We start from the raw sequence: 25,489 nt of genomic DNA, 5'->3' as shown, positions 1-25,489 counted from the left end.
AAAAAAAGCCCAGATCAATCTGGGCTTTTTTTATAGCAAAGGTTTATTTGTTATCTGGCAATGCATAAGCCACTAAATAGTCGCCCATTTTTGTACCAAATGAACCATGACCACCGGCCATGATCACAACATATTGCTTACCGTTGATTTCATAAGTCATTGGTGTTGCTTGTCCACCTGCTGGTAAACGCGCTTCCCAAAGTTTCTTACCATTCGTAACGTTAAAGGCACGGATGTAGTTATCTTGAGTTGCACCAACAAACATGACATTACCTGCGGTAGAAATTGAACCACCTAAACCAGGAACACCAATTTTCACAGCTGGTAATTGGAACAGTTTTGGCAAGCTATCACGGATAGTACCAATACGTTTTTTCCATACAACCTGATGCGTTTTCAAATCTACGCCAGCAACATAACCCCAAGCTGGTTGTTTACAAGGTAAACCAAGCGGAGATAAGAATGCGCTGATTTCGACACCATAAGGTACACCATACATTGGTTGTACACCCTGCTCAGTTCCCGCACCTTTTGCAGTTTCTGCACGGTTTGGATCAGCAGGAATTAAACGGCTTACGAATGGCAGACCAATCGGGTTCATTACAGCAACTTGACGGTCAGGGTTAACCGACATGCCGCCCCATTCAAACACACCTAAGTTACCAGGGAAAACTAAAGTACCGTTTTCAGATGGTGGTGTATAAATACCATCGTAATTTAGACGTTTGAAAGATACACGACACATGAGCTGATCAAGCATTGTGGCACCCCACATGTCTTTATCAGTCAATTTGTCTTGTGGCGCCAAGTTCAAGTCAGAGAATGGCTGAGTTTTTGAATAATGCTCGCCTTTGGTTTGTGGTCCGCGTTTCACTGTTTGTGGAACTGGTTTTTCAGTTACAGGAACAATTGGCTGACCATTACGACGGTCAAGAACAAAGGCATTACCTGTTTTAGTCAATACATAGATTGCTGGAACAGTTTTACCTGTTTTGTCTTTAATATCTGCCAAAGATGGTTGAGATGGTACGTCCATATCCCATAAATCGTGATGGGTTGTCTGGAAGTTCCATATCAATTTACCAGTTGAAGCATTAATCGCTAACATTGAGTTCGCATAACGTTCTTTCAACTCAGTACGGTCACCACCCCAGATATCTGGAGTACCTACACCTGTTGGAACATAAACAATATCAAGTTTAGCATCATATGCTAAAGGTGCCCAAGCATTTGGCGAGTTATGAACAAAGGTCGTACCTTCGCCTGGCATTGCATTTGGATCTGCTGCACCCGTGTCGAATGCCCAAAGAAGCTTACCAGTGTTAACATCGTAGCCACGAATTACACCAGATGGCTCTTTACTTGAATAGTTGTCTGTTACTGAACCTGCAATTACGACAGTTGAACCTGTCACAACACCAGGAGATGTTGGGTTATAACCACCTGGATAAGCATATGGCATGAATTTTTGTAAATTCACTTCACCATTTTCACCAAAGTCAGTACATGCTTTACCTGTGTCAGCATTTACAGCAACTAAACGTCCATCATTGACTGGAACAAAGACTTTACGAGGACATTGAGTTGAAGTCGACTTCTTAGTTTGCAAGCTTGTCGCGAACTCAGTTGTGTTGTTTGCATCGTAGTACATTACACCACGGCAAGTTAAATGCTGGAACGATTTATCCGTTTTAAGCTTCGGATCAAAACGCCATTTTTCTTTACCAGTAGCCGGATCAATCGCAATTAACTGTTGGTGAGCTGTACAGATAAACATGTTATTGCCAATTTTAATTGGCGTAACCTGATTGGTTGTTTCACCCGAATCATTATCTGTCTTGAAATCGCCAGTACGTAGTGTCCAAGCCACTTTCAAATCTTTGACGTTTTGGTCATTAATCTGTTTAAGTGGAGAATAACGTTCACCCGCCTGAGTACGACCATAAGCTGGCCAGTCACTCTCTGCTACACCTGGAATGGCTTGAGCAGTTTCTGGTTGTGGTGTTTTAATCTCACCATTAATTTCTTGCGGATCGTTAAAGATAGAATAAACCATCAATACGATTGCAATCGCTAAAGTTGAAGATAAGGCAACTTTACTTGATCCAAGGTTGTTGATTCCACGAGTCACAGCCGGAACCAATAACCATAAACCAAGAATACCTAAAATATCTAAACGTGGTGCAAGTGCCCAAAAGTCTGTTCCAACTTCCCATACACTCCAGATAATGGTACCTAGCATTAATGCGGCATACACCCACAAAGCAGTTGAAGCGCGCTTGTAGAGTTGCCATGTAACAATGAGAAGCAAGACTCCAGCTACAATGTAGTAAATTGAACCGCCTAGTGTAGCGAGCCAAATACCTCCAATTAGCAGGAATAACGCCAATAACCCAATAATGATTACGGTAAAAGTCGTTAAACCTGATCTTGAAGAAGGTTGATTCATAAACCACCTCTTATCAATCATCATTTTTATCGGAAAGATGTGCCAAAAACCTTATAGAGAAATGGCATCACCAATACATCTAAAACAAAATTCAGGCATAAAGAAAAAAACGGAAGGTCTGGATACTTCAATTAATGATTTAGCCCTCGACAATCCGTTTTTCGGAATAATTACTTAGAATACGGTTGAGAATTTAATACCGCCTACCCAAGTGTTATCACCATTTTTTAATGCACCAACATGACGAACATATTGCACATTTGGACGAATAGTTAGCCAGTTAGTGGCATGAATACCGTAATAAAGCTCGGTATTGTATTCAGTGTCATATTCTTTGGCTTGAATATCGCTCCAGTCATCATTGATATGAATACGAGCAACACCAAGTGCTAATTCATCTTGAGGACGTTGATTGAGTAAACCTTTGTAGACCAGACCTACATTTTGCATGTTGTCGACTTTATTGGTATCTGAGTCATGGAAAGTCAGATTCACAAAACCTGTTAAACCACGATCAGTTTGGTCAGCTGGTTGGAATAGTTTTTGTTTTGCAGTTACCCAAACACCTTGTTTATGCGATGTTTTGGTTGGATTGGTAATTTCCTCTGCATCAGCAGTGCTGTAGTAATAACCTAAACGGTATTCACCAGGCATGCTTTGCACACCTAATTTAGGTGACCAAACGACCTCTGCTGGAATAATTGCACCATGAGAACCATCTGTGCTCAGGTTAAAGCCTTTGCCTCGTTCCAAGTTCTCTGGGTTATATTCATATACACCGACTTGCGTATATAGATCAGGTTGCACGTTATATTTAACACGCATTGCCCATTGGCTCACTGGCCAGTTATACCATTGGTCGCCAACCCAGTTACCCACTTGTGAACCACAAAGTGCCAAGTTCTGGAAGTCACAGTCAAAACTATTAAAGTCTTCGCCTTCACCAAAACGACCAACTTTCACATCTAACTTTTGATCAAGGAATTTTTTCTTAATCCATAAATCAGTTAAACGCCAAGTTTGCTCACGCCCCCACACTTCTTGTGCAGAACTAATGTGTCCAGCTAAAGCAGGAGAATGTTCAGAAAGTGATTGCCCATCACGATAAGTTAACGTGATTTGAGCTTCTGTATCTTGCCACCCTAAAATTTTACCTAGGTCCAAATGCGAACCTAAAGCGAGTTGCCCTGTATAAGCACTGCCATGCGAAGAAGTATTCTTTGAATCTAAAATACCGGCATATTCACCGGTATATCCAAAAGAAAAATCATAACCTTGTGCTTGTAACGCTGTGCGTTGCCCGTTCCAATCACCCAACATCCAAGAACCATTTGGGTCAAATGCAGCAGCAGCTTGTGCATGCTGAACAAAAAGAGTAATTGATAAAACGGATAAACAGGAAACCATCAAAGATTTATGCGTTTTCATGTTTACGTACCTTTTATGTCTTTGTTTATAAAGGTTACGCTAATTTTATGTAAAGAAATTATTCAAAATGTTAATCAATTGATTAATCAGATAATAATCTTAATACATACTGTATAAGAAATAGCCCTAAGACATTACCACTGTCCCTCGCCAAGCTTTTGACCTACAAAGGAATATCGCATTTGTGAACGTGAAAACTTAATTGGGCATGCGATCTGTGGTTCTGTATCTGTCGTATTATTTTGCAAAGGAACATCCACAATCCATCCACGTTGTTGTGCTAATGGCGAGTTTAAAGCCTCACTCAAACTCAATACTGGCTCTACACAAACATCCAAATTTGCAAAAATTTCATGCCATTCTTTAAACGTTTTGCTTTTAATTTTTTCTTGAATGGCTTGCTTAACGTCCTGTCGATCTTGGACATCTAATGAAGCGCCTTTTTGCAACAGCATAGGTAAATCTAATGCAGCAGACAACCCAGCCATAAATTGTGGCTCAAGACTACCAATAGAAAGATAACGCCCATCTTGAGTTATATAATAGTCATAGAAAATGCCACCGTTGAGCATGCCCTGCTCTGGCGCCTGCTCAACTTGACCTGCAAGTGCGGCTGATGCTGCCATGCTATTTAGACTCGCCACACAGTCGGTCATCGAAATATCAATGTATTGTCCCATACCACTACGACTGCGTTCGACAACCGCAGCCAAAATAGCAATAACTGCATGTAATGATCCGCCTGCAATATCGGCAACCTGAATGCCAAGCGGTGGCGGGCCGCTATCTTGTCGACCGCTATAACCTGCAATACCCGCTAAAGCTAAATAATTAATGTCGTGCCCAGCTCGATCTTTATAGTTTCCAGTTTGTCCATAACCTGTAATTGAGCAATAAATTAAACGCGGGTTAATTTCTGCAAGTGTTGCATAGTCTAGCCCTAAACGGCGCATAACATCTGGCCGAAACTGTTCTATGACAATATCAAACTCGGAAATCTTGGCTTTTATAAGATCAATACTGGCAGCATCTTTTAAATCGAGAACAATCGACTGTTTATTTCGATTTAAATAACTATGTGCAGTCGCTTGTCCATTGGCATAGGGCGGCATAATCCGAATGAGATCTGGACGTGATGGAGATTCGATATGGATGACTTCTGCGCCCATATCGGCTAAGTACATTGTGGCAAAAGGTCCAGGTAAGAGCGTCGAGAAATCGAGAACTTTAAGTCCGTTTAATGCTGTCGTCATCGTATTTTTAACCACTATTATTCGAATTTTCTTTTATATTAGTTAAGCAAATATTCTAAAACAATGTCATGTTCAGCCATTTACCTTGATCATTTCGGCAATTTAACATGTAAAAAGTGCTTTTACACTGTTGTAAATCGCCAATTTATTTTTTTAGACGGTCATTTAGGTCAATTTAAAGTGAACATCAAAGAGACTGAAGGATTCAATATGAGTCGCGATACGATTAGCATCCACTTCGTGAATGCGGCTTTGACAGGCGTAAAACGCCTTGGCATGGATGTCGAGACGTTACTTTCACATGTGGGTATCGAAGCGGAACTATTACGTCAACCTAAAGCTCGAATCTCACCAGAACAATATACCCGTTTTATAAAAATGCTATGGATGGTCACCCAAGACGAACACGTCGGTTTTGATGTACAACCGCGTCGTTTGGGCACTTTTGCCATTATGTGTCAGTTGATTATTCATGCAAAAACTTTAGGACAAGCTCTCGAACTTTCATCTCAATTTTACAAGTTATTTGGTGATGAATGGTCGGTAACACTAGAGCGTGACAAACACGAAGCGCGTTTGGTTCCTCTCATTCCAAAAACACTAGATCCAGATCATTTCATTACTGAAAGTATGCTCATGATTTGGCATGGTTTAGCATCGTGGCTGATTGAACGTCGTTTACCGTTAGAACGTGTTCATTTTAGCTATCCGCGTCCTGCACATGCAGATGAATATGATGCGTTATTCTTTGCGCCAGTCATGCAGTTTGATGCACCTCGCACCGAAATAACTTTTGCAGCTGATTATCTTGATTTACCAATCCGCCAAGATGAAAAAACGCTAGAAGAGTTCCTAAAAGCAGCTCCTGCTCAGCTTTTAGTAAAATTCAAAAACACCAACTCGTTGACTTCTCGTATTCGTGACGTACTTAAGAGTCAAATTGGTGAAGAAATGCCAACGCTTAACGACGTTGCATCAATGCTGTATTTATCTCCGCAAACTTTACGCCGCCGCTTAGCTGCTGAAGGTAAAAGCTATCAAGGCGTAAAAGATGCTCTACGTCGAGATGCTGCGATTCACTTGTTGCTCAACCCTGAATTAACACTTGAAGATGTTGCTCAACAGGTAGGCTTTAGTGAAACCAGTACATTCCACCGTGCATTTAAAAAGTGGACTGGTGTAACGCCTGGCTTATATCGCCAACTACACGGTTACCACTAATTCTTAAATCTCTTTGTATTCACATCTAGCCCAAGTTCAACTTGGGCTTTTTTTATATCTCTATTGGCAAAAATCATCACCTGACTGGTGCGCTTATCGTCATTGCACTCGCTATTAAAACCAGTACACTCAAAACACAAATAAATTTTAAGCAATAAAAAAGGAACTGTTATGAGCGAGGCTTATATTATTGATGCCATTCGCACACCACGCGGAAAAGGAAAAAAAGACGGCTCTCTTTACGAAGTAAAACCAATCACATTACTCACCACTCTATTAAATGAATTACAGCAACGCCATCAACTCAATACATCTAAAGTGGATGACATTGTTCTAGGTTGCGTAACACCAATTGGTGACCAAGGCGGCGATATTGCCAAAACCGCAGCAATTGCCGCAGGCTGGAATGATGATGTTGCTGGTGTACAAATTAACCGCTTTTGTGCTTCAGGTTTAGAAGCAGTCAACATGGCAGCCATGAAAGTCCGCTCTGGTTGGGAAGATTTAGTGGTTGCTGGTGGCGTTGAATCAATGTCACGCATTCCAATGGGTTCTGATGGCGGACCGTGGGCTTTAGACCCAGAAACAAATCTTAAGTCATCATTTGTTCCACAAGGTATCGGGGCCGACCTGATTGCAACCTTAGATGGCTATAACCGTGAAGATGTCGATAACTTTGCAGTGAAGTCACAACAAAAAGCAGCGGCAGCTCAAGCAAATGGTTATTTTGACCAATCAGTTGTGCCAGTCAAAGATCATTCAGGTGTGATAATTTTAGAAAAAGATGAATTTATTAAAGGCCATACCACACTAGAAGGTCTTGCAAAGCTCAACCCAAGTTTTGAAATGATGGGACAAATGGGTTTTGATGCTGTTGCCTTACAAAAATATCCAGAAGCACAAAAAATCAACCATGTTCATCACGCAGGTAACTCATCAGGCATTGTCGATGGAGCGGCTGTCGTTTTATTAGCTTCAGAAAAAGCAGTAAAAGAACAAAATTTAAAACCACGCGCTAAAGTTTTAGCGACAGCACTAGTTGGTACTGACCCAACCATTATGCTGACTGGTCCTGCGCCTGCTGCACGCAAAGCCTTGGAAAAAGCTGGTCTTACTATTAATGATATTGATCTATTTGAAGTCAATGAAGCATTCGCGGCAGTTGTTATGCGTTTTATTAATGAGCTCAACGTCCCCGCTGAAAAAGTCAACGTAAATGGCGGTGCGATTGCTTTAGGCCATCCGCTAGGAGCAACAGGTGCCATGATTTTGGGCACACTACTTGATGAGCTTGAACGACAAGATAAAAAGCGTGGTTTAGCGACGCTCTGTGTTGGCGGTGGTATGGGTATTGCCACCATTATTGAACGCGTATAAAAATTAGGGATATAAAAAATGAGTGCAATTCAATACGAAAAAAATGCCGACAATATTGTCATTTTAACGCTTGATTCAACAGGTCAATCTGCGAACACCATGAATGCCGAGTTTCGTGACTCGCTCGATGAAGTCACTCAGAAACTTAAAGCAGAAACAGAACTTTCAGGTGTTATTTTCCGCTCAGCTAAAAAAACTTTCTTTGCAGGCGGTGACCTAGATGAGCTAATTCAAGTTCAACCTGAACATGCGACTGATTTTTTTAATATGGTTGAAAAGCTAAAAGGTCATTTACGCACAATTGAAACGCTAGGCATTCCAGTTGTTGCTGCATTAAATGGCACTGCACTTGGCGGTGGTTGGGAAATCGCATTAAGTTGTCATCACCGTATTGCAATCAATGACCCGAAAAGCAAATTTGGTCTACCAGAAGTCACTTTAGGTTTGTTACCAGGCGGCGGCGGTATTGTGCGTATGGTACGCCTACTTGGGCTTCAAAATGCGTTTCCATTTTTAATGGAAGGCAAACAGTTCGGTGTCGATAAAGCAAAATCTTTAGGCTTAATTCATGACACAGCTGAAAATGAACAAGAGCTTTTAGATAAAGCAATTGCTTGGGTAAAAGCGAATCCAAAATCTCAACAGCCTTTTGATGTGAAGGGGTATAAAATTCCGGGTGGTGACCCAAAAACTCCAGCAGTTGCACAAGTTCTTGCGATTGCACCAGCCATGTTAAGAGATAAAACCAAAGGTTGTTACCCTGCTCCTGAAGCGATTATGGCTGCCGCAGTTGAAGGCGCTCAAGTCGATGTAGATACTGCACTGCGTATCGAGTCTCGCTACTTTACTCAGCTTACAACAGGCCAAATTTCTAAAAATATGATCGGCACTTTCTGGCATGGTTTAAATGCAATTAAGTCTGGTGCAAGCCGCCCTGCTGACGTTGCAAAATGGCAAGCCACTAAAGTTGGTGTGTTGGGTGCGGGCATGATGGGTGCGGGCATTGCCTATTCAACCGCGATTAAAGGCATTCCTGTTATCCTTAAAGATGTATCTGTTGAAAATGCTGAGAAAGGCAAAGCTTACTCACAAAAACTCTTAGATAAACGTGTTTCACAAGGCCGTATGACCGCAGAAAAACGCGATCAGGTTTTATCGCTCATTACGGCTACAGCGTCAGCTCAAGACCTTCAAGGCTGTGACTTAATTATTGAAGCGGTATTTGAAAATCAAGAACTTAAAGCCAAAGTCACTCAAGAAGCTGAACAATATTTAGCATCTAATGGCGTAATGGCATCGAATACATCGACCCTGCCAATCACAGGTTTAGCTCAAGCAAGTAAAGATGATAAAGCGTTTATTGGTCTGCATTTCTTTAGCCCTGTCGACAAAATGCAGTTGGTTGAAATTATCAAAGGTAAAAATACCTCCGCAGAGACACTTGCTAAAGCCTACGATTTCGTACAGCAAATTGGAAAAACACCCATTGTTGTCAATGATAGCCGTGGCTTCTTTACCAGTCGTGTGTTTGGTACTTTCATTCAAGAAGGTATGCGCTTGCTTGCCGAAGGCGTCCACCCAGCACGTATTGAAATGGCAGCACTGAAAGCTGGCATGCCTGTGGGACCACTTGCGATTCAAGATGAAGTGTCTTTAACTTTAACCGAGCATGTTGCTAGCGAAGCACGTAAAGCTTTACAAGCCGAAGGCAAAGAGCTACCGAAAACACCAGTAGATGAAGTGATTCATACCATGATTCATGAATTAAACCGTAAAGGTAAAGCTGCTGCCGCAGGTTTCTATGACTATCCTGAAAATGGTAAAAAACACCTATGGGAAGGCTTAAACCGCTGGCAGAAAGATCACGATATTTCCGAGCAAGATATGATTGATCGTATTTTGTTTGTACAAGCCTTAGATACCTTACGTTGTTACGAAGAAGGTGTATTGGAATCGGTTATTGATGCCAATGTCGGTTCTATTTTTGGAATTGGTTATGCCCCTTGGACTGGTGGAGCGATTCAATTCCTCAATCAATATGGTATTGAGAAAGCAGAAAAACGCGCCGAAGAGTTAGCTACCAAATATGGTGAGAGATTCACACCACCAGCATTACTAAAAACCAAAGCTGAGAAGAAGCAAAATATTCAATAACTTAGACGTAATGAATATTTAAAAACTGCATAAACCTTACCCATATAAATATATTTTATTTATATGGGTTTTTCTTTATGTTCTTTAAGATTTCTGCCTACAGCCTAAATATGCTATAAATAGACTTCATTTTTGTGCTTCTACAGCACATTCGAGAAATCCTTATGTCCGATAAAAATTCTTCCGAATCAGCAGTTTTAGGCTGGAAATTTGTTCTGATCGTTGGTGTTTTAAGTGCGATTTTCCTTGGCTTTTTCTATTTAGCAATGAGTAATGAACCTGACTATATGCCAGGTGCTCAGCGCAAAGCTCAACAGCACGAAATGCAACAAAAAGCTGAAAAATCGACAGATCAACAAAGTCAGCATGACAACATGCCTGGAATGGACATGCAAGAACATCAGCATTCACATCAGTAATCAGATATTTTTCAAATGACAGATTTTTCCCGCAATGCACTGGTTGTAGAAGGTGGAGGCATGCGTGGTGCCTTTACCAGTGGTGTACTTGATGCTTTTCTACAACAGCAGTTCAATCCTTTTGACTTATATGTTGGTGTATCTTCTGGTTCGACCAATGTGGCTAACTACTTAGCAGGTCAACAAGGCCGAACTTTAACATTTTATGTTGACCATTCACTACGTCCTGAATTTATCGATTATAAGCGCTTCTTTAAAGGTGGCGATTTACTTGATTTAAAATGGATGTGGGAAATTGGTGAAAAAGAACATCCTCTTGATCAACAGAGCCTTTTTGCCAAAAATCCAGATTTTTATATGGTGTTGACGCATGCTAAAACAGGTCATGCTGAGTATCTTCGTGCTGGTAAAGATAATTTGCTAAATGCACTGCGTGCTTCTAGCTCAATTCCAGTTTTAACTCGTCATCCCGTCGATATTATGGGTGAACCCTACTTTGATGGCGGCGTTGCAGATGCTCTACCCGTTCGCTGGACAGCACAGCAAAGTGGTGTCAAAAAGCTATTAGTTTTACGTACTCGTCCGAAGAACTACTTTAAAGCAAGTAGTCGAGGCGACCAATTCCTTGCGAAATATGCTTTTAAACACCACTATGGTTTTGCAAGCAGTTTACGAAACCGTTGTGCCCGTTATAATGCTTCGGTAGATTTTGTTCGTGGCAATAATCCAGACCAGCAAATTTTAGAAGTATGTCCACCGCCTCTTAAAAATATGGCAGGCCGCTTAACCACAAATCCGAAAAAGCTTCGTTATAGTTACGAAGTTGGTTTAGAGACTGGCTTACAAGCCATCGAAAACTGGAATGCGATGAAGTAATTCAAAGTTGAGATTTCTACAAAGGAATCTCAACTTAACGCTAAAATCATATTGATATGTGGAATACCACAATCTTGGTAAACTTCACCCTGCACGTTAAAACCTAGAGCCTCATAAAAAGCTGTCACATAAGTTTGCGCGGAAAGCTTTAAATAAGGCAGTTTCTGGTTACGCGCATAGTCAATAATATGCTGCATTAAAATTTTACCAATACCCTGCTTTCGATAAGACATTAAAACGGCAACACGCCCTACACTATGCTGTGGCAACAAACGTGCTGTAGCGATAGGCTGCTCTTTGTCATACACCATAAAGTGCACAGCAGTTGCGTCAAAATCATCCCATTCATCTTCAGGCGCAATTCCCTGCTCTTGAATAAAGACTTGCTCACGGATATATTTCGCATCTTTCTCAAGCTGCTCCCAATCATCCGCTATAACTTTATACATTCACTCATCTTCCTAGCATTTGCAGCCAATATTTTCGATCGGCAATTGATCTTGTAATAACAGTTCCAAGGTATGTTTTTTAATCCCGTACATTTCTTTTAATGCTTGGATTTGAGCCATAATCTTCGCATCAGGTTGTGAAACATTCTTGCGTTTTGTTGCCAAAATCATTTTGTTTTTGCTGGTATGCTCAAGTGATACAAACTCAAAAACTTTAGTTTCATAACCATACGCTTTTAAAAGTAACGCACGTAATGTATCGGTCAACATCTCAGCTTGTTGCCCAGCATGAATACCAAACTGTAGCATCGGTTGTAGAACTTCAGGACTATGTAGTTGTGGACGCAACTCTTTGTGACAGCACGGCGCGCACATAATCATTGAAGCGTTCAAACGAATTCCGGTATGAATAGCAAAGTCAGTCGCAATATCACACGCATGCAAAGCAATCATAACGTCTAGCTTTTCTGGCTGATAACTACGTACATCACCTTCAAAAAAGTCCAAATGATTAAAATGCACTTTGTCCGCCACATTCTGGCAGAACTCCACCAAGTTACGGCGCAGCTCTACACCAGTAATCAGTGGAATCTTTTGTTGTTCCTGTAAATAATCATACAAAGCAAAAGTTAAATAACCTTTCCCTGAACCAAAATCGACGATGTGTAATTCTTTTTGCTCTGCATCAATTTGTTCATACGCGCTCGCAAAAATTTCGATAAATTTATTAATCTGCTTCCATTTACGAGCCATACTTGGAATGATTTGAGCTTTTTCATCGGTAATACCAAGCTCTTTTAGAAATGCACTACTCTGCTGTACATAACGCTGTTTCTCACGATCATGCGCTTGTACAGTTGGAGACATATTCGTACTTTGTTTTTTCCCAATGTTAAGCATGGCTTTTTTCTTATTTTTTTTAAGCTGAATTTCTTGCAGAGTTGAAAATAAATTTGCTTGTTTACATTGCACAATCAACGTTGCGATCTGTTCTAAACCCTCTTCAAAGGTATAGTTTTTAGTCACATCTTGAGTACTATGGTGATATAAAGCTGAAAGCTGCTTTTGCCCATTTAACTCTACAATACGAAAAGTGATTTTTTCTAGTTGTGCCAACTCTCCTTTATATTGACTCAAAATCAAACGCTCAAAACTCTGCTCATCAAGCATTTGTTTGATTTCATGAAAGAATTGCTGTTCTTGCTCAAAGGAGAAAACCGACACAGATATACCTAAAGAATGGTGACTCATATAAACTGAAAGTTTAAAGGGTATAGGATTAAAAATAAAATAACTTTACGACTGTTTTGTATTTCTATACATTTGTATTTTTAATCAAAAAAATAAACTTATGAGTAAATCGGTGTTAGAAACTTACGACCCCAAAGAAGAACTTTTTAATGCCTATAGCCATGGTGCTGGCGTTATTATGGCCGTGGTTGCCGCTATCCTTTTAATTATAAAAGGATCTTATCTTCCAACTGCTCAGTGGGTAGGTTTGTGGGTATACGCTTTTAGCCTAATTCTCGTTTTTACCAGTTCAACTCTTTATCACTTTGCGCAAACCCAAAACTTACGTTACTGGTATAAAAAACTCGATCACACTGCTATTTATTACTTAATTGCAGGAACATATACCCCGTTTTTAAGTATTGCGATACCTACACCCAAAGCCCATATATTACTTATTGCACTTTGGGCCATTGCTGCAATTGGTACACTTTTCAAGTTAGTTTTCATTCACCGTTTTCAGAAAATCTCATTACTTGCTTATGTTCTAATGGGATGGCTTGCAGTTTTTGTAATGGATGATATGCGTACTTATTTAAGTAAAGATGCTTTGATGTTCTTAATTACTGGGGGCTTAGCTTACACTGTTGGAGCATTGTTTTACGCATTAAAAAAGGTAAGATATACCCATGCAATCTGGCATATTTTTGTGCTTTTAGGTGCAGGAGCACACTTTCTTGCAATCTATTGGTACGTTATTTAGTCCATTTTTCACTCATATTCAGTGATCCTGAAAGAGTCATGGATGATGTTCTTTCACGCTATTCTTTAAGAAAATTATCTTTTAAAAAAGGATAGCAAACTAAAAATAAATTTTAATTGATATAAGGACTTATATGGAGTCAACCTCTGCGACTGCTGCTCCTGTAGTAGCCACTAATTCAAAAGCACGAGTTTTATTTGCAAGCTTAGTCGGTACAACCATTGAGTTCTTCGACTTTTATATCTATGCAACTGCTGCCGTGATTATCTTTCCACACCTGTTTTTCCCTGCTAGCAGTGGCAGTGCCGCAGTCTTACAGTCTCTGGCAACCTTTGCGATTGCCTTTATTGCTCGTCCTATCGGTGCAGCCTTATTTGGCCACTTAGGGGATCGTATTGGCCGTAAAGCAACACTAGTGGCAGCTTTGCTGACCATGGGTATATCAACGGTATGTATTGGCCTACTCCCAACTTATGCACAAATCGGGATTGTGGCTCCTTTACTACTAGCGGCTTGCCGTCTAGGACAAGGTTTAGGTCTAGGAGGTGAATGGAGTGGTGCTGTACTACTTGCAACTGAAAATGCACCAGAAGGTAAGCGTGCATGGTATGGCATGTTCCCACAGCTTGGCGCCCCTATTGGTTTTATTTTAGCAACGGGATCATTCTTACTTTTAAGTGCGGCTATTCCTGAACAGGCATTCATGCAATGGGGCTGGCGTATTCCATTTATTGCGAGTGCAATTTTGGTCATTGTTGGTTTATATATCCGTTTAAAACTCCATGAAACTCCAGCTTTCCAGAAAGTTTTAGATAAACAAAAAGAAGTTAATATTCCATTTAAAGAAGTTGTCACGAAACATACGGGTAAGCTTATTCTCGGCACGATTGCAGCGATCTGTACTTTCGTTGTGTTTTATCTCACTACAGTGTTTGCACTTAACTGGGGAACGACGAAACTGGGTTATGCACGTGGTGAGTTTTTAGAACTTCAACTTTTTGCGACACTTTGTTTTGCAGCATTCATTCCTTTATCTGCTATTTTTGCAGAAAAATTTGGACGTAAAGCCACTTCAGTTGGCGTATGTATCGCTGCTGCGATCTTCGGATTATTCTTCTCTACCATGTTAGAGTCTGGAAATACTCTTATCGTTTTTCTTTTCTTGTGTACTGGGTTATCAATTATGGGTTTAACCTATGGCCCAATTGGTACAGTTCTTTCTGAGATTTTCCCAATTTCAGTTCGTTATACAGGTTCAGCATTAACCTTTAACTTAGCTGGTATTTTTGGCGCATCGTTTGCTCCACTGATTGCCACAAAACTTGCTGAAACTTACGGTTTATATGCTGTAGGTTATTATCTGACAGCAGCATCACTTTTATCATTGGTCGCGTTCTTATTAATACGTGAAACAAAAAATGACGATGTAAATAATCAGATTTAAACATTTTCAAACACCCTAATATAAAAAAAGCCGGTTCAAAATTGACCGGCTTTTTTTATATATGAAAATTAATTCATTGATGCAGGATTTGCTGGCGCAACACCGTTTGTCGCCGCTGGAGCAGTTACATTATTTGCTGCTACAGCTGCTGCACCCGCAACTGCTGCTTCACCAATTAAAGCAATTTTTGCTTTTTCTTGGCTTTTCGCAGACAACGCTGGGTTAGTTGCCACAATACGATTAATGTTTGCAGAGTTTGCAGGAGCAATCGCAGCAGTTTGTAAAATGATTGGGCGATTACCTGTATTACCCAATGTATAACGAATACCTGTACGAGGGCTAATTACCGTCGTGTTTTCTTGCTTCACTACAGCCTGAGCCGAAGTTGGACCAGTTGCTGCACGAACTTTAGCAACCGTTGTTGTTTGAGGGGCTGAAGTTGTTTCTGCTGCGAAAACAAAACTTGGCACAGCAAGAACAGCTAAAAATAAGGGTTGTAATACTTTTTTCATTGTCTTTCCAACATACACTCTGGATGAGAAGTAAATAGCATTTAATGCTTAAAACTGCAAACATTATTCACAGGCTTACTACAAACCAAAAAAAAGCAGAACAATTGTTCTGCTTTTTTTTATCAAGCAAATTAAATTTTGCCGTGACACTGCTTATATTTTAAACCAGAACCACATGGACACGGTGCATTGCGACTTTCAGGAACAGGGAACATTTGTTGGTTATCAACCGACTCATTGAGTGTTTCCTGAGAAGCAGTCACTTCACCAGTTAAGCCATCAACATCATCATGCTCAAAAGAAAGCTTCATTGCTTCTGCTTGCTGTTGTTGTTGAGCTTCCATTTCTGCAAGTTCTTCTGGTGTTGGGATATGTACACGAGACAAATCAGTCACAACATCAGTTTTAATAACGCCTAACATGTTTACAAACAAGTTAAATGCTTCTTTTTTGTATTCCTGCTCTGGGTTCTTTTGCGCGTAGCCACGTAAGTGGATACCTTGACGCAAATAATCCATTGCAGCCAAATGGTCTTTCCAATGACGGTCAAGAGAATTTAAAACGAAATGACGCTCAAGCATTGCTGCTGATTCATCACCCATTTGTGCACGACGTTGACGATAACGTGTAAGCACTTCATCGCTAATACGTTCAACTAGACCTTCTTCATCAAGACGACGATCTTGCTCTAACCATTCCTGAACTGGTAACTCAATGCCTAAATCAATACGTAGAGCATTTTCCAAGCCTTCCACATCCCATTGGTCGTGAATGGACTCTGGTGGAATAAAGTTAGCAATCATGGCTTGCATGACTTCATGATGCATTTCTTCAACGTATTCTTGTAGAGTGTTTTCAGCTAACACTTCATCACGTTGTGAATAAATGATCTTCCGTTGTTCATTATTCACGTCATCGTATTTCAATAGGTTCTTACGAATATCGAAGTTACGTGCTTCAACTTTACGTTGTGCATTTTCGATAGAACGGCTTACCATTTTGTGTTCAATCGCTTCGTTTTCCTGTAAGCCCATTGCACGCATCATGGCAACAACACGGTCACCTGCGAAAATACGCATAAGGTCATCTTCAAGAGATAAATAGAAGCGAGAAACACCAGGGTCACCTTGACGCCCCGCACGACCACGTAACTGATTGTCAATACGGCGTGATTCATGGCGCTCAGAACCAATAATATGCAAACCACCTGCTTGCAATACATCTTCGTGGTCTTGTTCCCATTGTGCTTTCAGATGAGCTTCATCTTCTGCTGTCGGGTTTTCAAGCTTGGCAAGTTTCGCCTTCCAGTTACCACCTAAGATAATATCTGTACCACGACCAGCCATGTTGGTTGCAATTGTTACTGCATTTGGGCTACCCGCCTGAGCAATAATGTCTGCTTCACGCTCGTGCTGTTTAGCGTTCAACACTTCGTGGTGAATACCAGCTTGCATCAACTTAGAAGATAGAATTTCACTGGCTTCAATGGTTGCTGTACCAATTAGAATCGGTGCAACACCTTGTTCGCGAATATTCATAATTTCTTGAATAATCGCATTATATTTACCATTACGGTTTAAATAAATTAAATCGTTTTGGTCATTACGAATCATTGGTCGGTGAGTCGGAATAATGACAACATCAAGACCGTAAATCTCTTTCATTTCCGCAGCTTCAGTATCAGCAGTACCTGTCATACCTGAAAGCTTTTTATAAAGACGGAAATAGTTCTGGAATGTAGTTGTTGCTAAAGTTTGGTTTTCAGGCTGAATTTCCAAGCGTTCTTTTGCTTCAACTGCTTGGTGCAAACCTTCTGACCAACGACGACCCGGCATTGTACGACCAGTGTGCTCATCAACAATGATCACTTCACCATCATGAATAATATAGTGAACATCACGTTGGAATAAGAAGTGCGCACGAATAGCAGCAGACACGTGGTGAACAAGGTTTAAGTTTGTTGCTGAATATAAGCTTTCGCCTTCAGCCAACAAGCCCATTTGAATGAGTTCTTGTTCTACAGTTTCATAACCGATTTCAGTCATTTCAACTGAACGCTGCTTTTCATCAATCCAGAAATGTCCACCATCGGCAACTTTTTCTTCTTTTTGCGGATGTAATTTTGGTGGAATCGTATTGATTGCAGTATAGAGGTGTGAAGAGTCTTCACTTTGACCAGAAATAATTAATGGGGTACGCGCCTCATCAATTAAGATTGAGTCAACTTCATCGATAATGGCATAGTGCAAACCACGTTGTTTCTTTTCTGCTAAAGAAAACACCATGTTGTCACGTAAGTAGTCAAAACCAAATTCGTTGTTGGTACCATAGGTAATGTCAGCAAGGTAAGCCGCTGCTTTTTCTGACGGTTCTTGCATTGAATAAATTGTACCAATGCTTAAACCTAGAAATTCAAATAATGGACGGTTTAACTCAGCATCACGTTGTGCCAAGTAATCGTTCACAGTAATCACATGAACGCCTTGACCACTTAATGCGTTTAAGTAACACGCTAAAGTACCCATAAGGGTTTTACCTTCACCGGTACGCATTTCGGCAATTTTGCCTTCGTGTAGAGTAATACCACCAATCAATTGCACATCATAGTGACGCATGCCCATTACACGTTTTGCTGCCTCACGACAAACTGCAAACGCTTCAGGGAGTAACTTATCTAAACTTTCGCCATTGTTATAACGTTGTTTGAATTCTGGAGTTTTTGCAGATAAGTCTGCATCGCTTAAAGCTGATATCGTCGGCTCGAGCGCATTGATTTGCTCAACAATTTTGCGCATGCGTTTGAGTTCACGCTCATTTTTTGTACCGAAGATACCTCCGATCAGACTTGCCAACATGGATAAACTCTCTAAATCTTGCTTGGTCAAATGAATAAATTTTTTCTCAGTCGTTTATTATGGTGCCAGAAATTTGAAGTACAAGGGTTTTGCACAAAACCCATAAAAAAAATCTGATAGTTAGACAAACGGTTTCAACCTTTCTCTAAGGCCGCTGAATATGTCCGGCACCTAAAAACTCAATATTAACGCTCATCTATTGAACACAACTTCCGAGAAATCTAATTTAGCAAATTTATCTTAAAGTTACATTGATTCAGTTCTTAAATTAGTGAGTTTTAGTCATATATATTTACACTTATATAAAAAATTCATAATAAAATAAAAAAACAATAATTTTAATAATAAATAAATTGCGTCATATTCATTTCAACACATAACAAATTTTAAGCAACTGAGGAAAGATCATGACATTACGATTAGGAGACACTGCCCCTGATTTTCAACAAGAATCAAGTGAAGGCACAATTCATTTTTATGATTTTTTAGGCGATAGTTGGGGCATTTTATTTTCACATCCCGCTGACTATACACCTGTATGTACAACAGAGTTAGGTTATACAGCAAAATTAAAAGACGAATTTGAAAAACGTAATGTTAAAGCGATTGCCCTATCTGTAGATGATGTTGAATCGCATAAAGGCTGGATTAACGACATTAACGAAACTCAAAATACTACGGTTAATTTTCCAATTATTGCTGACAAAGACCGTAAAGTGTCTGAACTTTACGATTTCATTCATCCAAATGCGAGTGAAACACTTACAGTTCGTTCTTTAGTCATTATTGATCCAAACAAGAAAGTTCGTTTAATTATTACCTACCCTGCTTCAACTGGTCGTAACTTCAACGAAGTCTTACGTGTCGTGGATTCATTACAATTAACAGATAAGCATAAAGTGGCTACGCCTGCGAACTGGAAACAAGGTGAAGATGTTGTGATTGTTCCTTCTTTAAAAGATGAAGAAGAAATTAAACAGCGCTTCCCTAAAGGCTATACCGCAGTAAAACCTTATTTGCGCCTCACACCCCAACCTGATGAGTGAGGATAAAGCGAGCATCGCTCGCTCTGAACGCAAGACGAGCAGCTATGCTGTGAGTTAGATTAAAGCCTTTAAAAAGGCTTTAATCGAAGCGCAAGACAAACGTAGTGCGTAGGCAAGCATCTGAAATGCTTATTTTCAAGACAAGCAAACTGCGTAACCAATTATAAAAAAAGCATAAAGAAAACTAGCCCAAACATAGAACCAAATGTTTCCATCTCCAAGCCATCTCACCCGATGGCTTTTTTTCATTATTGAATACACATGGTTTTTAGTGTCGAGATCAGTTATAACTTCCAAGGAGTTTGTTCAAAAAACAATAATCATGATCCATAAAATTCATCATTTAAAATGCGGCAGTATGTGTCCTGTCTGCGCACCTTTATTTGGGCAGAAAGGCTGGAAAGCTGAAGTGGTATGCCATTGTCTTTTAATAGAGACGGACCGCGGGCTTGTACTGATTGATACAGGATTTGGTCTGCAAGACTATTTACACATGCAACAACGCCTAGGCTCGTTAGTTAAACGTTTGGGGAAAATTGAGACGAATCTTGAATTCAGTGCAATCCAGCAAATACAAAAACTAGGTTTTCATCCTAAAGATGTACAGCACATCTTTGTGACTCACCTCGACTTTGACCATGCAGGTGGCATTTCTGACTTTCCTCATGCCACAGTTCATGTCTTAGCCACTGAATATAATGCTGCACAATTACCTAATTTTAAAGGTAAACTTCGCTATAGAACCAATCAATATAATCAGCATCGATACTGGAATTTCGTTGAATATCAGCAAGGTGAAAAATGGTTTAATCTTGAAAAAGTAAAAGGTTTTCCGTTATTCCAAGATGAAATTTTAATGGTGCCATTATTAGGCCATTCCGCTGGACATTGTGGTATTGCCATCAAACAACAAAATCAGTGGCTGTTGTTCTGCGGAGATGCTTACTACTCACATCTAGAGTTAAATCCTGAAAATAAATTAAGATCGCTAACCCTTCTGGAAAAAACGTTTGCAGAAGATAATGAAAAGCGTCTTATTAACCTTAAAAAATTACAGCATTTGGCTCAACATGAGCCAACGATTGAAATTATTTGTGCCCATGACCCTCATGAGCTTCGACGGTATCAAACATGAAAAAACTCTCCCTCATCACCCTTGTTCTGTGTCTAAACCTACAGGGATGTATGCAACATGAAAGCGTTGCACATGAGCATAGACCCAAAGATTGGGGAACTTTAGTTTCCGAAGCACATAACTTTTACCAAGTGAGCAATGATGTTTTTCGTAGCGAACAACCAAATGCTGCAATGATTCCCGAATTAAAACGTCATGAAATCGGAACTATCATTAATTTAAGAGCTAAAGACTCAGATGAATTAGTATTTAAAAATGAGAATTTTAATCTTGTTCACATTCCTATCGATACATGGGCAATTAACAGACAAGACCTGTTAGAAGTCATGCAGCAAATTAAAATTGCTAAACAAAATAATCAACGTGTTTTATTACACTGCTACCACGGTTCAGACCGTACTGGTGCTAGCGTAGCGATGTATCGAATTATTTTTGAACATTGGGCAATTGATGATGCAGTTAAAGAAATGAAGCAAGGCGGATACGGTTATCATATTATTTGGAAAAATATTGACCGTTTATTTACCCCTGAAAATGTAAAATGGATTCAACAACAATTGTCGAATCCATCTTAATTAGATCTTGAATCAACCTTAGATCAGATTAGCGCTGATCTAATGGCACCCAATCAATGACCCAAGCTGACTTCATGTTTAAACTGGAGTCAGAGGTAATTTTCTTACGAGCTGCATCTGCGGTATCACGGTCTTTCGCAGGTCCAACCATAATACGGATACCTTTACTGGTCGGACTTGTCGTGACCTTATAACCTTTAGCACGTAGTTTAGAGACAACAGCATCTGCATTTGCCTGATTGGCAGCCAATGCAACTTGTACCATCCACTTTTTATCGCCATTTTCAAGCAGCTCACGCGCTTTCTCAGCTTCAGCTTTTTTCTCAGCGTCAGCTTTGTGCTTAGCTTCTGCTGTTTTCTTTTCTGCTTCAGCATGCTTCTTAGCTTCAGCTTTTTTGTCTGCCTCGGCTTGATGTTTAGCTTCTGCCGCTTTTTTCTCGGCTTCAGCTTTATGTTTAGCTTCAGCAGCTTTCTTATCAGCTTCTGCTTGCTTCTTGGCTTCTGCTGCTTTTTTATCAACTTCAGCCTGACGTTTTGCCTCAGCGGCTTTTTTATCGGCTTCTGCTTGTTTCTTTGCTTCAGCAGCTTTTTTATCGGCTTCTGCTTTAGCTGTATCTACTGACTTTTTTGTATCAGTTTGCTGTCCTTTTGTCTTTCCATCAGAACCTGCAACTTCAGGAGGAATGTTATCTGAGCTTTCTTGAGCAGCAGCTCGGCGAGCATTAATGGCAGCATATTCGGCAGCAGCTTTACGGGCTGCATCTGCTTCTGCCTGTTGTTGCATTGCCAAGAATTCGGCAGCACGAGCCTCTTGCTCAGCAACCGCTTTTTCACGAGAACGGCGTTGTTCTTCAAGAAGACGTTTTTCTGTTTCTACATCCACTGCAAGCGGTTGTAGCTGTACCATCTGCCCTTCTTGTGCTGATGGCTTTGATTTAGCGTGTAATTTCGGTGATGTAGAGGTTTGTGGTTCAGCGCCCACATGTTTTATTTCTTCATTTCCTTTTAGAAGTAATGCTGCCAATAAAACACCACCACCTAATAAAACAACGCCACCCATCCAGCGTTGTTTGTTATTCATTGACATTCTTCCAAATACTCCCAAATCGCTTCTAAAGTATGAAACGAACCACAGGCTAAAATCAGCTGATTGTTATTTGTTTGCTCAAGCGCTGATTTAAAAGCCTCTTTGATATTGCCAAATTGTTGTATTGTCGGGCCTTGTAGGGCGTCATTCAACTGCTGAATCGGTGCAGCACGCGGCACATTCAACTCAGCAATTTTCCAATGTAAAACAGTAGGTTTCAATAAATCCACTACTGATTTTATATCTTTATCTGCCAGCATTGAAAATACTGCGACAACTTCTGTGTACTGTTTATTGTATTCTAAGAAATTTCGCAATTGCTTTAACAAAAATTCAACACCATGTGGATTATGTCCGGCATCAAAAATTATGGTTTTTCCATTAACTTGGCGCACTTCAAAACGGCCTGCTAAGCGTGCATTTTCAATACCCTGCTCTAGCGCGCGTTGCGAGATTTCAAGTCCGCTATTTAATACAGCAGCAACTGCCCCTGCAATATTTTCAATTGCAAGCGACCCTAGTGGTAATTTTAAAGTAGTTCCTTCACTTGCAAAATACCAGTGTTTTCCATCATTTGCGAGTTTATAAAAATAATCTCTATTGATCGCGTATAGTTTCGCTTGTGAAGTATTGGCTTTATCTTGAATAGCTTGAGGTAAAGATTGTTCACCTGCAAAAATCACTGGAATATCAGGGCGAATAATACCTGCTTTTTCAAAAGCAATTTTCTCAATGGTATCGCCTAACCAGTCAGTATGATCAAGACCAATATTGGTGATTACAGCAATATTAGGATCAATGACGTTGACGACATCAAGACGCCCGCCTAAACCGACTTCAAGCACCCATACATCGCATTGTTGTTGCTTAAAAATGACAAAAGCAGCCAAAGTGGTTGCTTCAAAAAAAGATAAGCTTAAATCGCAATCACGACGAGCCTGATCAACTTGCACAAAAGCGTCAATCAGGCTTTGATCATCAACCTCGACTCCACCTAACTTGACTCGTTCGTTAAAACGATAGATATGCGGTGATTGATACAACCCAACTTTGTAACCTTGCGCTTTTAATATAGATGCAAGTGTTGTTGTAGTTGAACCTTTCCCGTTCGTTCCAGCAACAGTAAAAACTTTAGCAGTGGGTTTAGTCACTCCTAATTTTTCTGCTACCGGAATAACACGTTCCAGACCAAGATCGATCCCTGTAACGTGAACATGGCTCCAATAATTGAGCCATGTATCTAAAGAGTCTGTTGAAAGTGGAGCTTGTTGTTTCAAGGTAAGTTCATCAATTTCGATACAAGTCGAGATACAGTATCACGTAAAGCATGACGATGAACAATCTGATCGATTACACCATGATCAAGCAAATATTCAGCACGTTGGAACGGTTCTTCCAATGTTTCACGTACAGTTTGCTCAATTACACGTTTACCAGCAAAGCCAATCATTGCTTTAGGTTCTGCAATATGGATGTCACCCAACATTGCTAAAGAAGCTGTTACACCACCATATACTGGATGTGTTAACACCACGATATAAGGTAAACCAGCATCTTTTAATTTTTGAATCGCAGCAGAAGTACGCGCCATTTGCATAAGCGACAACATACCTTCTTGCATACGCGCACCACCAGAAGCTGCAAAGCAGATTAATGGTTGGCGTTTTTCAATTGCAAGCTCAGCCGCCTGAACGAAACGGTCACCTACTACAGTACCCATTGAGCCACCCATAAAGTCGAACTCAAAAGCACATGCAATCATGTCTACGCCATTTAAGTTACCTTGCATGGCAATTAACGCTTCCGTTTCACCAGTTTTAGTTTGCGCTTCACGCATACGTTCTGGATACGGTTTGCTATCAACAAACTTTAATGGATCTTTCGCACTAAACTCTTGACCTAATTCAGTCACAACATTGTCGAAGAACCAGTTTAAGCGATCGCGAGCTTTCATTTTTAAGTGTTCGTCACACTGTGGACATACATACGCGTTAAAAGATATAGCTGTACGTGTCACTAAAGCATGACATTCAGGGCACTCAATAGTCGGCTCAGTAAATGTTGCTTTGAGAGTCTGTTGCTCATCTGCAACTTCAATACCTGGAACTGGTCGTTGTGTCCATGGTGTCGAAGGGCTAAGAACTTTCCCTGATTTCACTTCTTGATTCATACTAACTCATCGAGCGCTGCTCGAAGCTCCTTGACTTTATTCACCGTCTGTTCAACAGCTTCTTCAGCTGTCAACGTTGCAAAAGATTTAACGAAAGCACTACCTACAATCACAGCATCTGCAGCACTACCCATCGCTTTCGCGGAAGCAGCATCACTAATACCAAAACCAACGCCAACTGGAACGTTAGTCATACTCTTGATTTTCTCAATACGTGCAGCAGCTTCAGAAGTATCTAAAGTCGCTGCACCAGTAACACCTTTAAGTGAAACATAGTAGATAAACCCACTTGCCTGATTCGCTACGTGTTGAATACGTTGATCGGTTGAAGTTGGTGCAAGTAAGAAAATTTGATCCATATCATGCTGTTTTAAGATTGCACCAAATTCTTTTGACTCTTCTGGTGGTAAATCCACAAGTAATAAGCCATCTACACCACATTGTTTCGCATAAGAAACAAATTTTTCATAACCAATTACTTCAACAGGATTGAGATAACCCATCAAAACTACAGGTGTTTCCTGATCCTGTTCACGAAACTCTTTTACCATGTTCAATGCATCTAAGGTATTAGTCCCTGCTGCAAGTGCACGTTCAGCCGCAAGCGCAATTACTGGCCCATCAGCCATTGGATCTGAAAATGGTAAGCCAAGCTCAATGACGTCTACTCCTGCCTCAACCATTTTATGAAGTAACGGTACCGTTACTTGTGGCTGTGGATCACCCGCCATGACGTAAGATACAAGTGCTTTACGCTGTTGGGACTGCAACTTTTCAAAACGGGTGGCAAGACGTGACATAGGGTTGTGCTTTCCTTGAATTATTTAAAATTGAGGAGTTGTTTGTAGAAATACAAGAACATCGCATTTTAACGCTATTTTTTGCTCATTGAACAGGTCTAACGTTATGGCGATATTCGATTGTATGATTCATACAACCCATGGCGTACATTTATCAATATTTTGAAACTTTTCTCAATGATCAAAGCTTCCTATTTTTGAGTCATTATTTATTTGCAATTTGAGCAAAAAAAACATCAAAAACTC

General features: G+C 40.3%; 21 protein-coding genes. 10 read left to right on the top strand and 11 right to left on the bottom strand.

Annotation, left to right across the window (positions count from 1 at the left end; translation table 11 throughout):
- Positions 1-43 precede the first annotated feature (43 nt).
- From ABFY81_RS14640 to ABFY81_RS14630, 3 genes are all read right to left on the bottom strand, one after another.
- Positions 44-2,449: a glucose/quinate/shikimate family membrane-bound PQQ-dependent dehydrogenase gene (locus ABFY81_RS14640; RefSeq protein WP_347914051.1), complete on the bottom strand. Its 2,406-nt coding sequence runs from the start codon at positions 2,447-2,449 to the stop codon at positions 44-46.
- Between the two features lie 174 nt (positions 2,450-2,623).
- Entirely contained in the window at positions 2,624-3,856 is a 1,233-nt protein-coding gene (locus ABFY81_RS14635; protein WP_077168775.1) for a carbohydrate porin, read from the bottom strand.
- Between the two features lie 155 nt (positions 3,857-4,011).
- Positions 4,012-5,130 (bottom strand): CaiB/BaiF CoA-transferase family protein, encoded by a 1,119-nt coding sequence (locus ABFY81_RS14630; protein ID WP_347914050.1) that lies wholly within the window; start codon positions 5,128-5,130, stop codon positions 4,012-4,014.
- A gap of 210 nt (positions 5,131-5,340) precedes the next feature.
- On the opposite strand from ABFY81_RS14630, the gene ABFY81_RS14625 reads away from it, so the two are divergent.
- From ABFY81_RS14625 to ABFY81_RS14605, 5 genes are all read left to right on the top strand, one after another.
- Positions 5,341-6,351 carry an AraC family transcriptional regulator gene (locus ABFY81_RS14625; RefSeq protein WP_002051267.1) on the top strand — a complete coding sequence of 337 codons (1,011 nt, stop codon included), beginning with the start codon at positions 5,341-5,343 and terminating at the stop codon, positions 6,349-6,351.
- A gap of 171 nt (positions 6,352-6,522) precedes the next feature.
- Positions 6,523-7,728 (top strand): acetyl-CoA C-acetyltransferase, encoded by a 1,206-nt coding sequence (locus ABFY81_RS14620; RefSeq protein ID WP_347914049.1) that lies wholly within the window; start codon positions 6,523-6,525, stop codon positions 7,726-7,728.
- Positions 7,729-7,746: 18 nt separating this feature from the next.
- Entirely contained in the window at positions 7,747-9,882 is a 2,136-nt protein-coding gene (locus ABFY81_RS14615) for a 3-hydroxyacyl-CoA dehydrogenase NAD-binding domain-containing protein (protein WP_347914048.1), read from the top strand.
- 164 nt (positions 9,883-10,046) lie between these two features.
- Positions 10,047-10,301, top strand: a complete 255-nt coding sequence (locus ABFY81_RS14610) for a hypothetical protein (RefSeq protein WP_019457519.1) — start codon at positions 10,047-10,049, stop codon at positions 10,299-10,301.
- A 15-nt stretch (positions 10,302-10,316) separates the two neighbouring features.
- Complete coding sequence (locus ABFY81_RS14605; protein ID WP_191012133.1) at positions 10,317-11,177, top strand: patatin family protein; 861 nt, start codon at positions 10,317-10,319, stop codon at positions 11,175-11,177.
- A gap of 29 nt (positions 11,178-11,206) precedes the next feature.
- Here the strand turns inward: ABFY81_RS14605 and ABFY81_RS14600 are convergent, their stop codons facing one another.
- Both ABFY81_RS14600 and ABFY81_RS14595 read right to left on the bottom strand, forming a co-directional pair.
- The gene (locus tag ABFY81_RS14600; protein WP_174736260.1) at positions 11,207-11,626 is read right to left on the bottom strand and encodes a GNAT family N-acetyltransferase; all 420 of its coding nucleotides are present in this window, start codon (positions 11,624-11,626) and stop codon (positions 11,207-11,209) included.
- Positions 11,627-11,638: 12 nt separating this feature from the next.
- On the bottom strand, positions 11,639-12,850 hold the full coding sequence (locus ABFY81_RS14595; protein WP_347914047.1) for an SAM-dependent methyltransferase: 1,212 nt from the start codon (positions 12,848-12,850) through the stop codon (positions 11,639-11,641).
- A gap of 127 nt (positions 12,851-12,977) precedes the next feature.
- Between ABFY81_RS14595 and ABFY81_RS14590 the strand changes: the two genes are divergently transcribed.
- Together ABFY81_RS14590 and ABFY81_RS14585 are read left to right on the top strand one after the other, a co-directional pair.
- On the top strand, positions 12,978-13,619 hold the full coding sequence (locus ABFY81_RS14590) for a hemolysin III family protein (protein WP_077162403.1): 642 nt from the start codon (positions 12,978-12,980) through the stop codon (positions 13,617-13,619).
- 133 nt (positions 13,620-13,752) lie between these two features.
- Positions 13,753-15,063, top strand: a complete 1,311-nt coding sequence (locus ABFY81_RS14585; protein ID WP_151761560.1) for an MFS transporter — start codon at positions 13,753-13,755, stop codon at positions 15,061-15,063.
- A gap of 68 nt (positions 15,064-15,131) precedes the next feature.
- On the opposite strand, the gene ABFY81_RS14580 is transcribed toward ABFY81_RS14585, so the two are convergent.
- Both ABFY81_RS14580 and secA read right to left on the bottom strand, forming a co-directional pair.
- Entirely contained in the window at positions 15,132-15,575 is a 444-nt protein-coding gene (locus ABFY81_RS14580; protein ID WP_019457514.1) for a hypothetical protein, read from the bottom strand.
- Between the two features lie 131 nt (positions 15,576-15,706).
- Positions 15,707-18,430, bottom strand: coding sequence for a preprotein translocase subunit SecA (gene secA / locus ABFY81_RS14575; protein WP_019457513.1), 2,724 nt, complete (start codon positions 18,428-18,430; stop codon positions 15,707-15,709).
- A 407-nt stretch (positions 18,431-18,837) separates the two neighbouring features.
- Between secA and ABFY81_RS14570 the strand changes: the two genes are divergently transcribed.
- From ABFY81_RS14570 to ABFY81_RS14560, 3 genes are all read left to right on the top strand, one after another.
- Positions 18,838-19,476 (top strand): peroxiredoxin, encoded by a 639-nt coding sequence (locus ABFY81_RS14570; protein WP_019457512.1) that lies wholly within the window; start codon positions 18,838-18,840, stop codon positions 19,474-19,476.
- A gap of 322 nt (positions 19,477-19,798) precedes the next feature.
- Complete coding sequence (locus tag ABFY81_RS14565) at positions 19,799-20,611, top strand: MBL fold metallo-hydrolase (protein WP_174739265.1); 813 nt, start codon at positions 19,799-19,801, stop codon at positions 20,609-20,611.
- Positions 20,608-21,186 carry a dual specificity protein phosphatase family protein gene (locus ABFY81_RS14560; RefSeq protein WP_347914046.1) on the top strand — a complete coding sequence of 193 codons (579 nt, stop codon included), beginning with the start codon at positions 20,608-20,610 and terminating at the stop codon, positions 21,184-21,186. The genes ABFY81_RS14565 and ABFY81_RS14560 overlap by 4 nt, the downstream gene beginning before the upstream one ends.
- Before the next feature lie 28 nt (positions 21,187-21,214).
- Here ABFY81_RS14560 and ABFY81_RS14555 read toward each other — a convergent pair whose 3' ends face one another.
- The 4 genes from ABFY81_RS14555 to trpA are packed head-to-tail and all read right to left on the bottom strand — an operon-like array spanning position 21,215 to position 25,243.
- The gene (locus ABFY81_RS14555) at positions 21,215-22,273 is read right to left on the bottom strand and encodes an SPOR domain-containing protein (protein ID WP_031944934.1); all 1,059 of its coding nucleotides are present in this window, start codon (positions 22,271-22,273) and stop codon (positions 21,215-21,217) included.
- Positions 22,264-23,550: a bifunctional tetrahydrofolate synthase/dihydrofolate synthase gene (gene folC, locus ABFY81_RS14550; RefSeq protein WP_347914045.1), complete on the bottom strand. Its 1,287-nt coding sequence runs from the start codon at positions 23,548-23,550 to the stop codon at positions 22,264-22,266. The genes ABFY81_RS14555 and folC overlap by 10 nt, the downstream gene beginning before the upstream one ends.
- Positions 23,547-24,443 (bottom strand): acetyl-CoA carboxylase, carboxyltransferase subunit beta, encoded by an 897-nt coding sequence (gene accD, locus ABFY81_RS14545; RefSeq protein WP_004705709.1) that lies wholly within the window; start codon positions 24,441-24,443, stop codon positions 23,547-23,549. Before accD ends, folC begins: the two co-directional genes overlap by 4 nt.
- A complete protein-coding gene (trpA, locus tag ABFY81_RS14540) occupies positions 24,440-25,243 on the bottom strand; it encodes a tryptophan synthase subunit alpha (RefSeq protein ID WP_004705707.1) in 804 nt (267 codons plus the stop codon). Before trpA ends, accD begins: the two co-directional genes overlap by 4 nt.
- Positions 25,244-25,489 lie beyond the last annotated feature (246 nt).

The sequence above is a fragment of the Acinetobacter sp. WA-87 genome, assembly GCF_039938935.1.
In the GTDB taxonomy this organism is placed as follows: domain Bacteria; phylum Pseudomonadota; class Gammaproteobacteria; order Pseudomonadales; family Moraxellaceae; genus Acinetobacter; species Acinetobacter seifertii.
The sequence above is the reverse complement of the archived record's forward strand: the minus strand, read 5'-3'. Positions and strand labels throughout refer to the sequence as shown.

What these genes read in the sequence shown, in the direction of transcription:
- ABFY81_RS14555 (WP_031944934.1), bottom strand. Translation starts at nt 22,273, where the DNA reads ATGTCAATGAATAACAAACAACGCTGGATGGGTGGCGTTGTTTTATTA.
- ABFY81_RS14605 (WP_191012133.1), top strand. Translation starts at nt 10,317, where the DNA reads ATGACAGATTTTTCCCGCAATGCACTGGTTGTAGAAGGTGGAGGCATG.
- ABFY81_RS14610 (WP_019457519.1), top strand. Translation starts at nt 10,047, where the DNA reads ATGTCCGATAAAAATTCTTCCGAATCAGCAGTTTTAGGCTGGAAATTT.
- ABFY81_RS14590 (WP_077162403.1), top strand. Translation starts at nt 12,978, where the DNA reads ATGAGTAAATCGGTGTTAGAAACTTACGACCCCAAAGAAGAACTTTTT.
- ABFY81_RS14585 (WP_151761560.1), top strand. Translation starts at nt 13,753, where the DNA reads ATGGAGTCAACCTCTGCGACTGCTGCTCCTGTAGTAGCCACTAATTCA.
- ABFY81_RS14565 (WP_174739265.1), top strand. Translation starts at nt 19,799, where the DNA reads ATGATCCATAAAATTCATCATTTAAAATGCGGCAGTATGTGTCCTGTC.
- ABFY81_RS14570 (WP_019457512.1), top strand. Translation starts at nt 18,838, where the DNA reads ATGACATTACGATTAGGAGACACTGCCCCTGATTTTCAACAAGAATCA.
- ABFY81_RS14600 (WP_174736260.1), bottom strand. Translation starts at nt 11,626, where the DNA reads ATGTATAAAGTTATAGCGGATGATTGGGAGCAGCTTGAGAAAGATGCG.
- accD (WP_004705709.1), bottom strand. Translation starts at nt 24,443, where the DNA reads ATGAATCAAGAAGTGAAATCAGGGAAAGTTCTTAGCCCTTCGACACCA.
- ABFY81_RS14635 (WP_077168775.1), bottom strand. Translation starts at nt 3,856, where the DNA reads ATGGTTTCCTGTTTATCCGTTTTATCAATTACTCTTTTTGTTCAGCAT.
- trpA (WP_004705707.1), bottom strand. Translation starts at nt 25,243, where the DNA reads ATGTCACGTCTTGCCACCCGTTTTGAAAAGTTGCAGTCCCAACAGCGT.
- secA (WP_019457513.1), bottom strand. Translation starts at nt 18,430, where the DNA reads ATGTTGGCAAGTCTGATCGGAGGTATCTTCGGTACAAAAAATGAGCGT.
- ABFY81_RS14630 (WP_347914050.1), bottom strand. Translation starts at nt 5,130, where the DNA reads ATGACGACAGCATTAAACGGACTTAAAGTTCTCGATTTCTCGACGCTC.
- ABFY81_RS14560 (WP_347914046.1), top strand. Translation starts at nt 20,608, where the DNA reads ATGAAAAAACTCTCCCTCATCACCCTTGTTCTGTGTCTAAACCTACAG.
- ABFY81_RS14615 (WP_347914048.1), top strand. Translation starts at nt 7,747, where the DNA reads ATGAGTGCAATTCAATACGAAAAAAATGCCGACAATATTGTCATTTTA.
- ABFY81_RS14580 (WP_019457514.1), bottom strand. Translation starts at nt 15,575, where the DNA reads ATGAAAAAAGTATTACAACCCTTATTTTTAGCTGTTCTTGCTGTGCCA.
- ABFY81_RS14620 (WP_347914049.1), top strand. Translation starts at nt 6,523, where the DNA reads ATGAGCGAGGCTTATATTATTGATGCCATTCGCACACCACGCGGAAAA.
- ABFY81_RS14625 (WP_002051267.1), top strand. Translation starts at nt 5,341, where the DNA reads ATGAGTCGCGATACGATTAGCATCCACTTCGTGAATGCGGCTTTGACA.
- ABFY81_RS14640 (WP_347914051.1), bottom strand. Translation starts at nt 2,449, where the DNA reads ATGAATCAACCTTCTTCAAGATCAGGTTTAACGACTTTTACCGTAATC.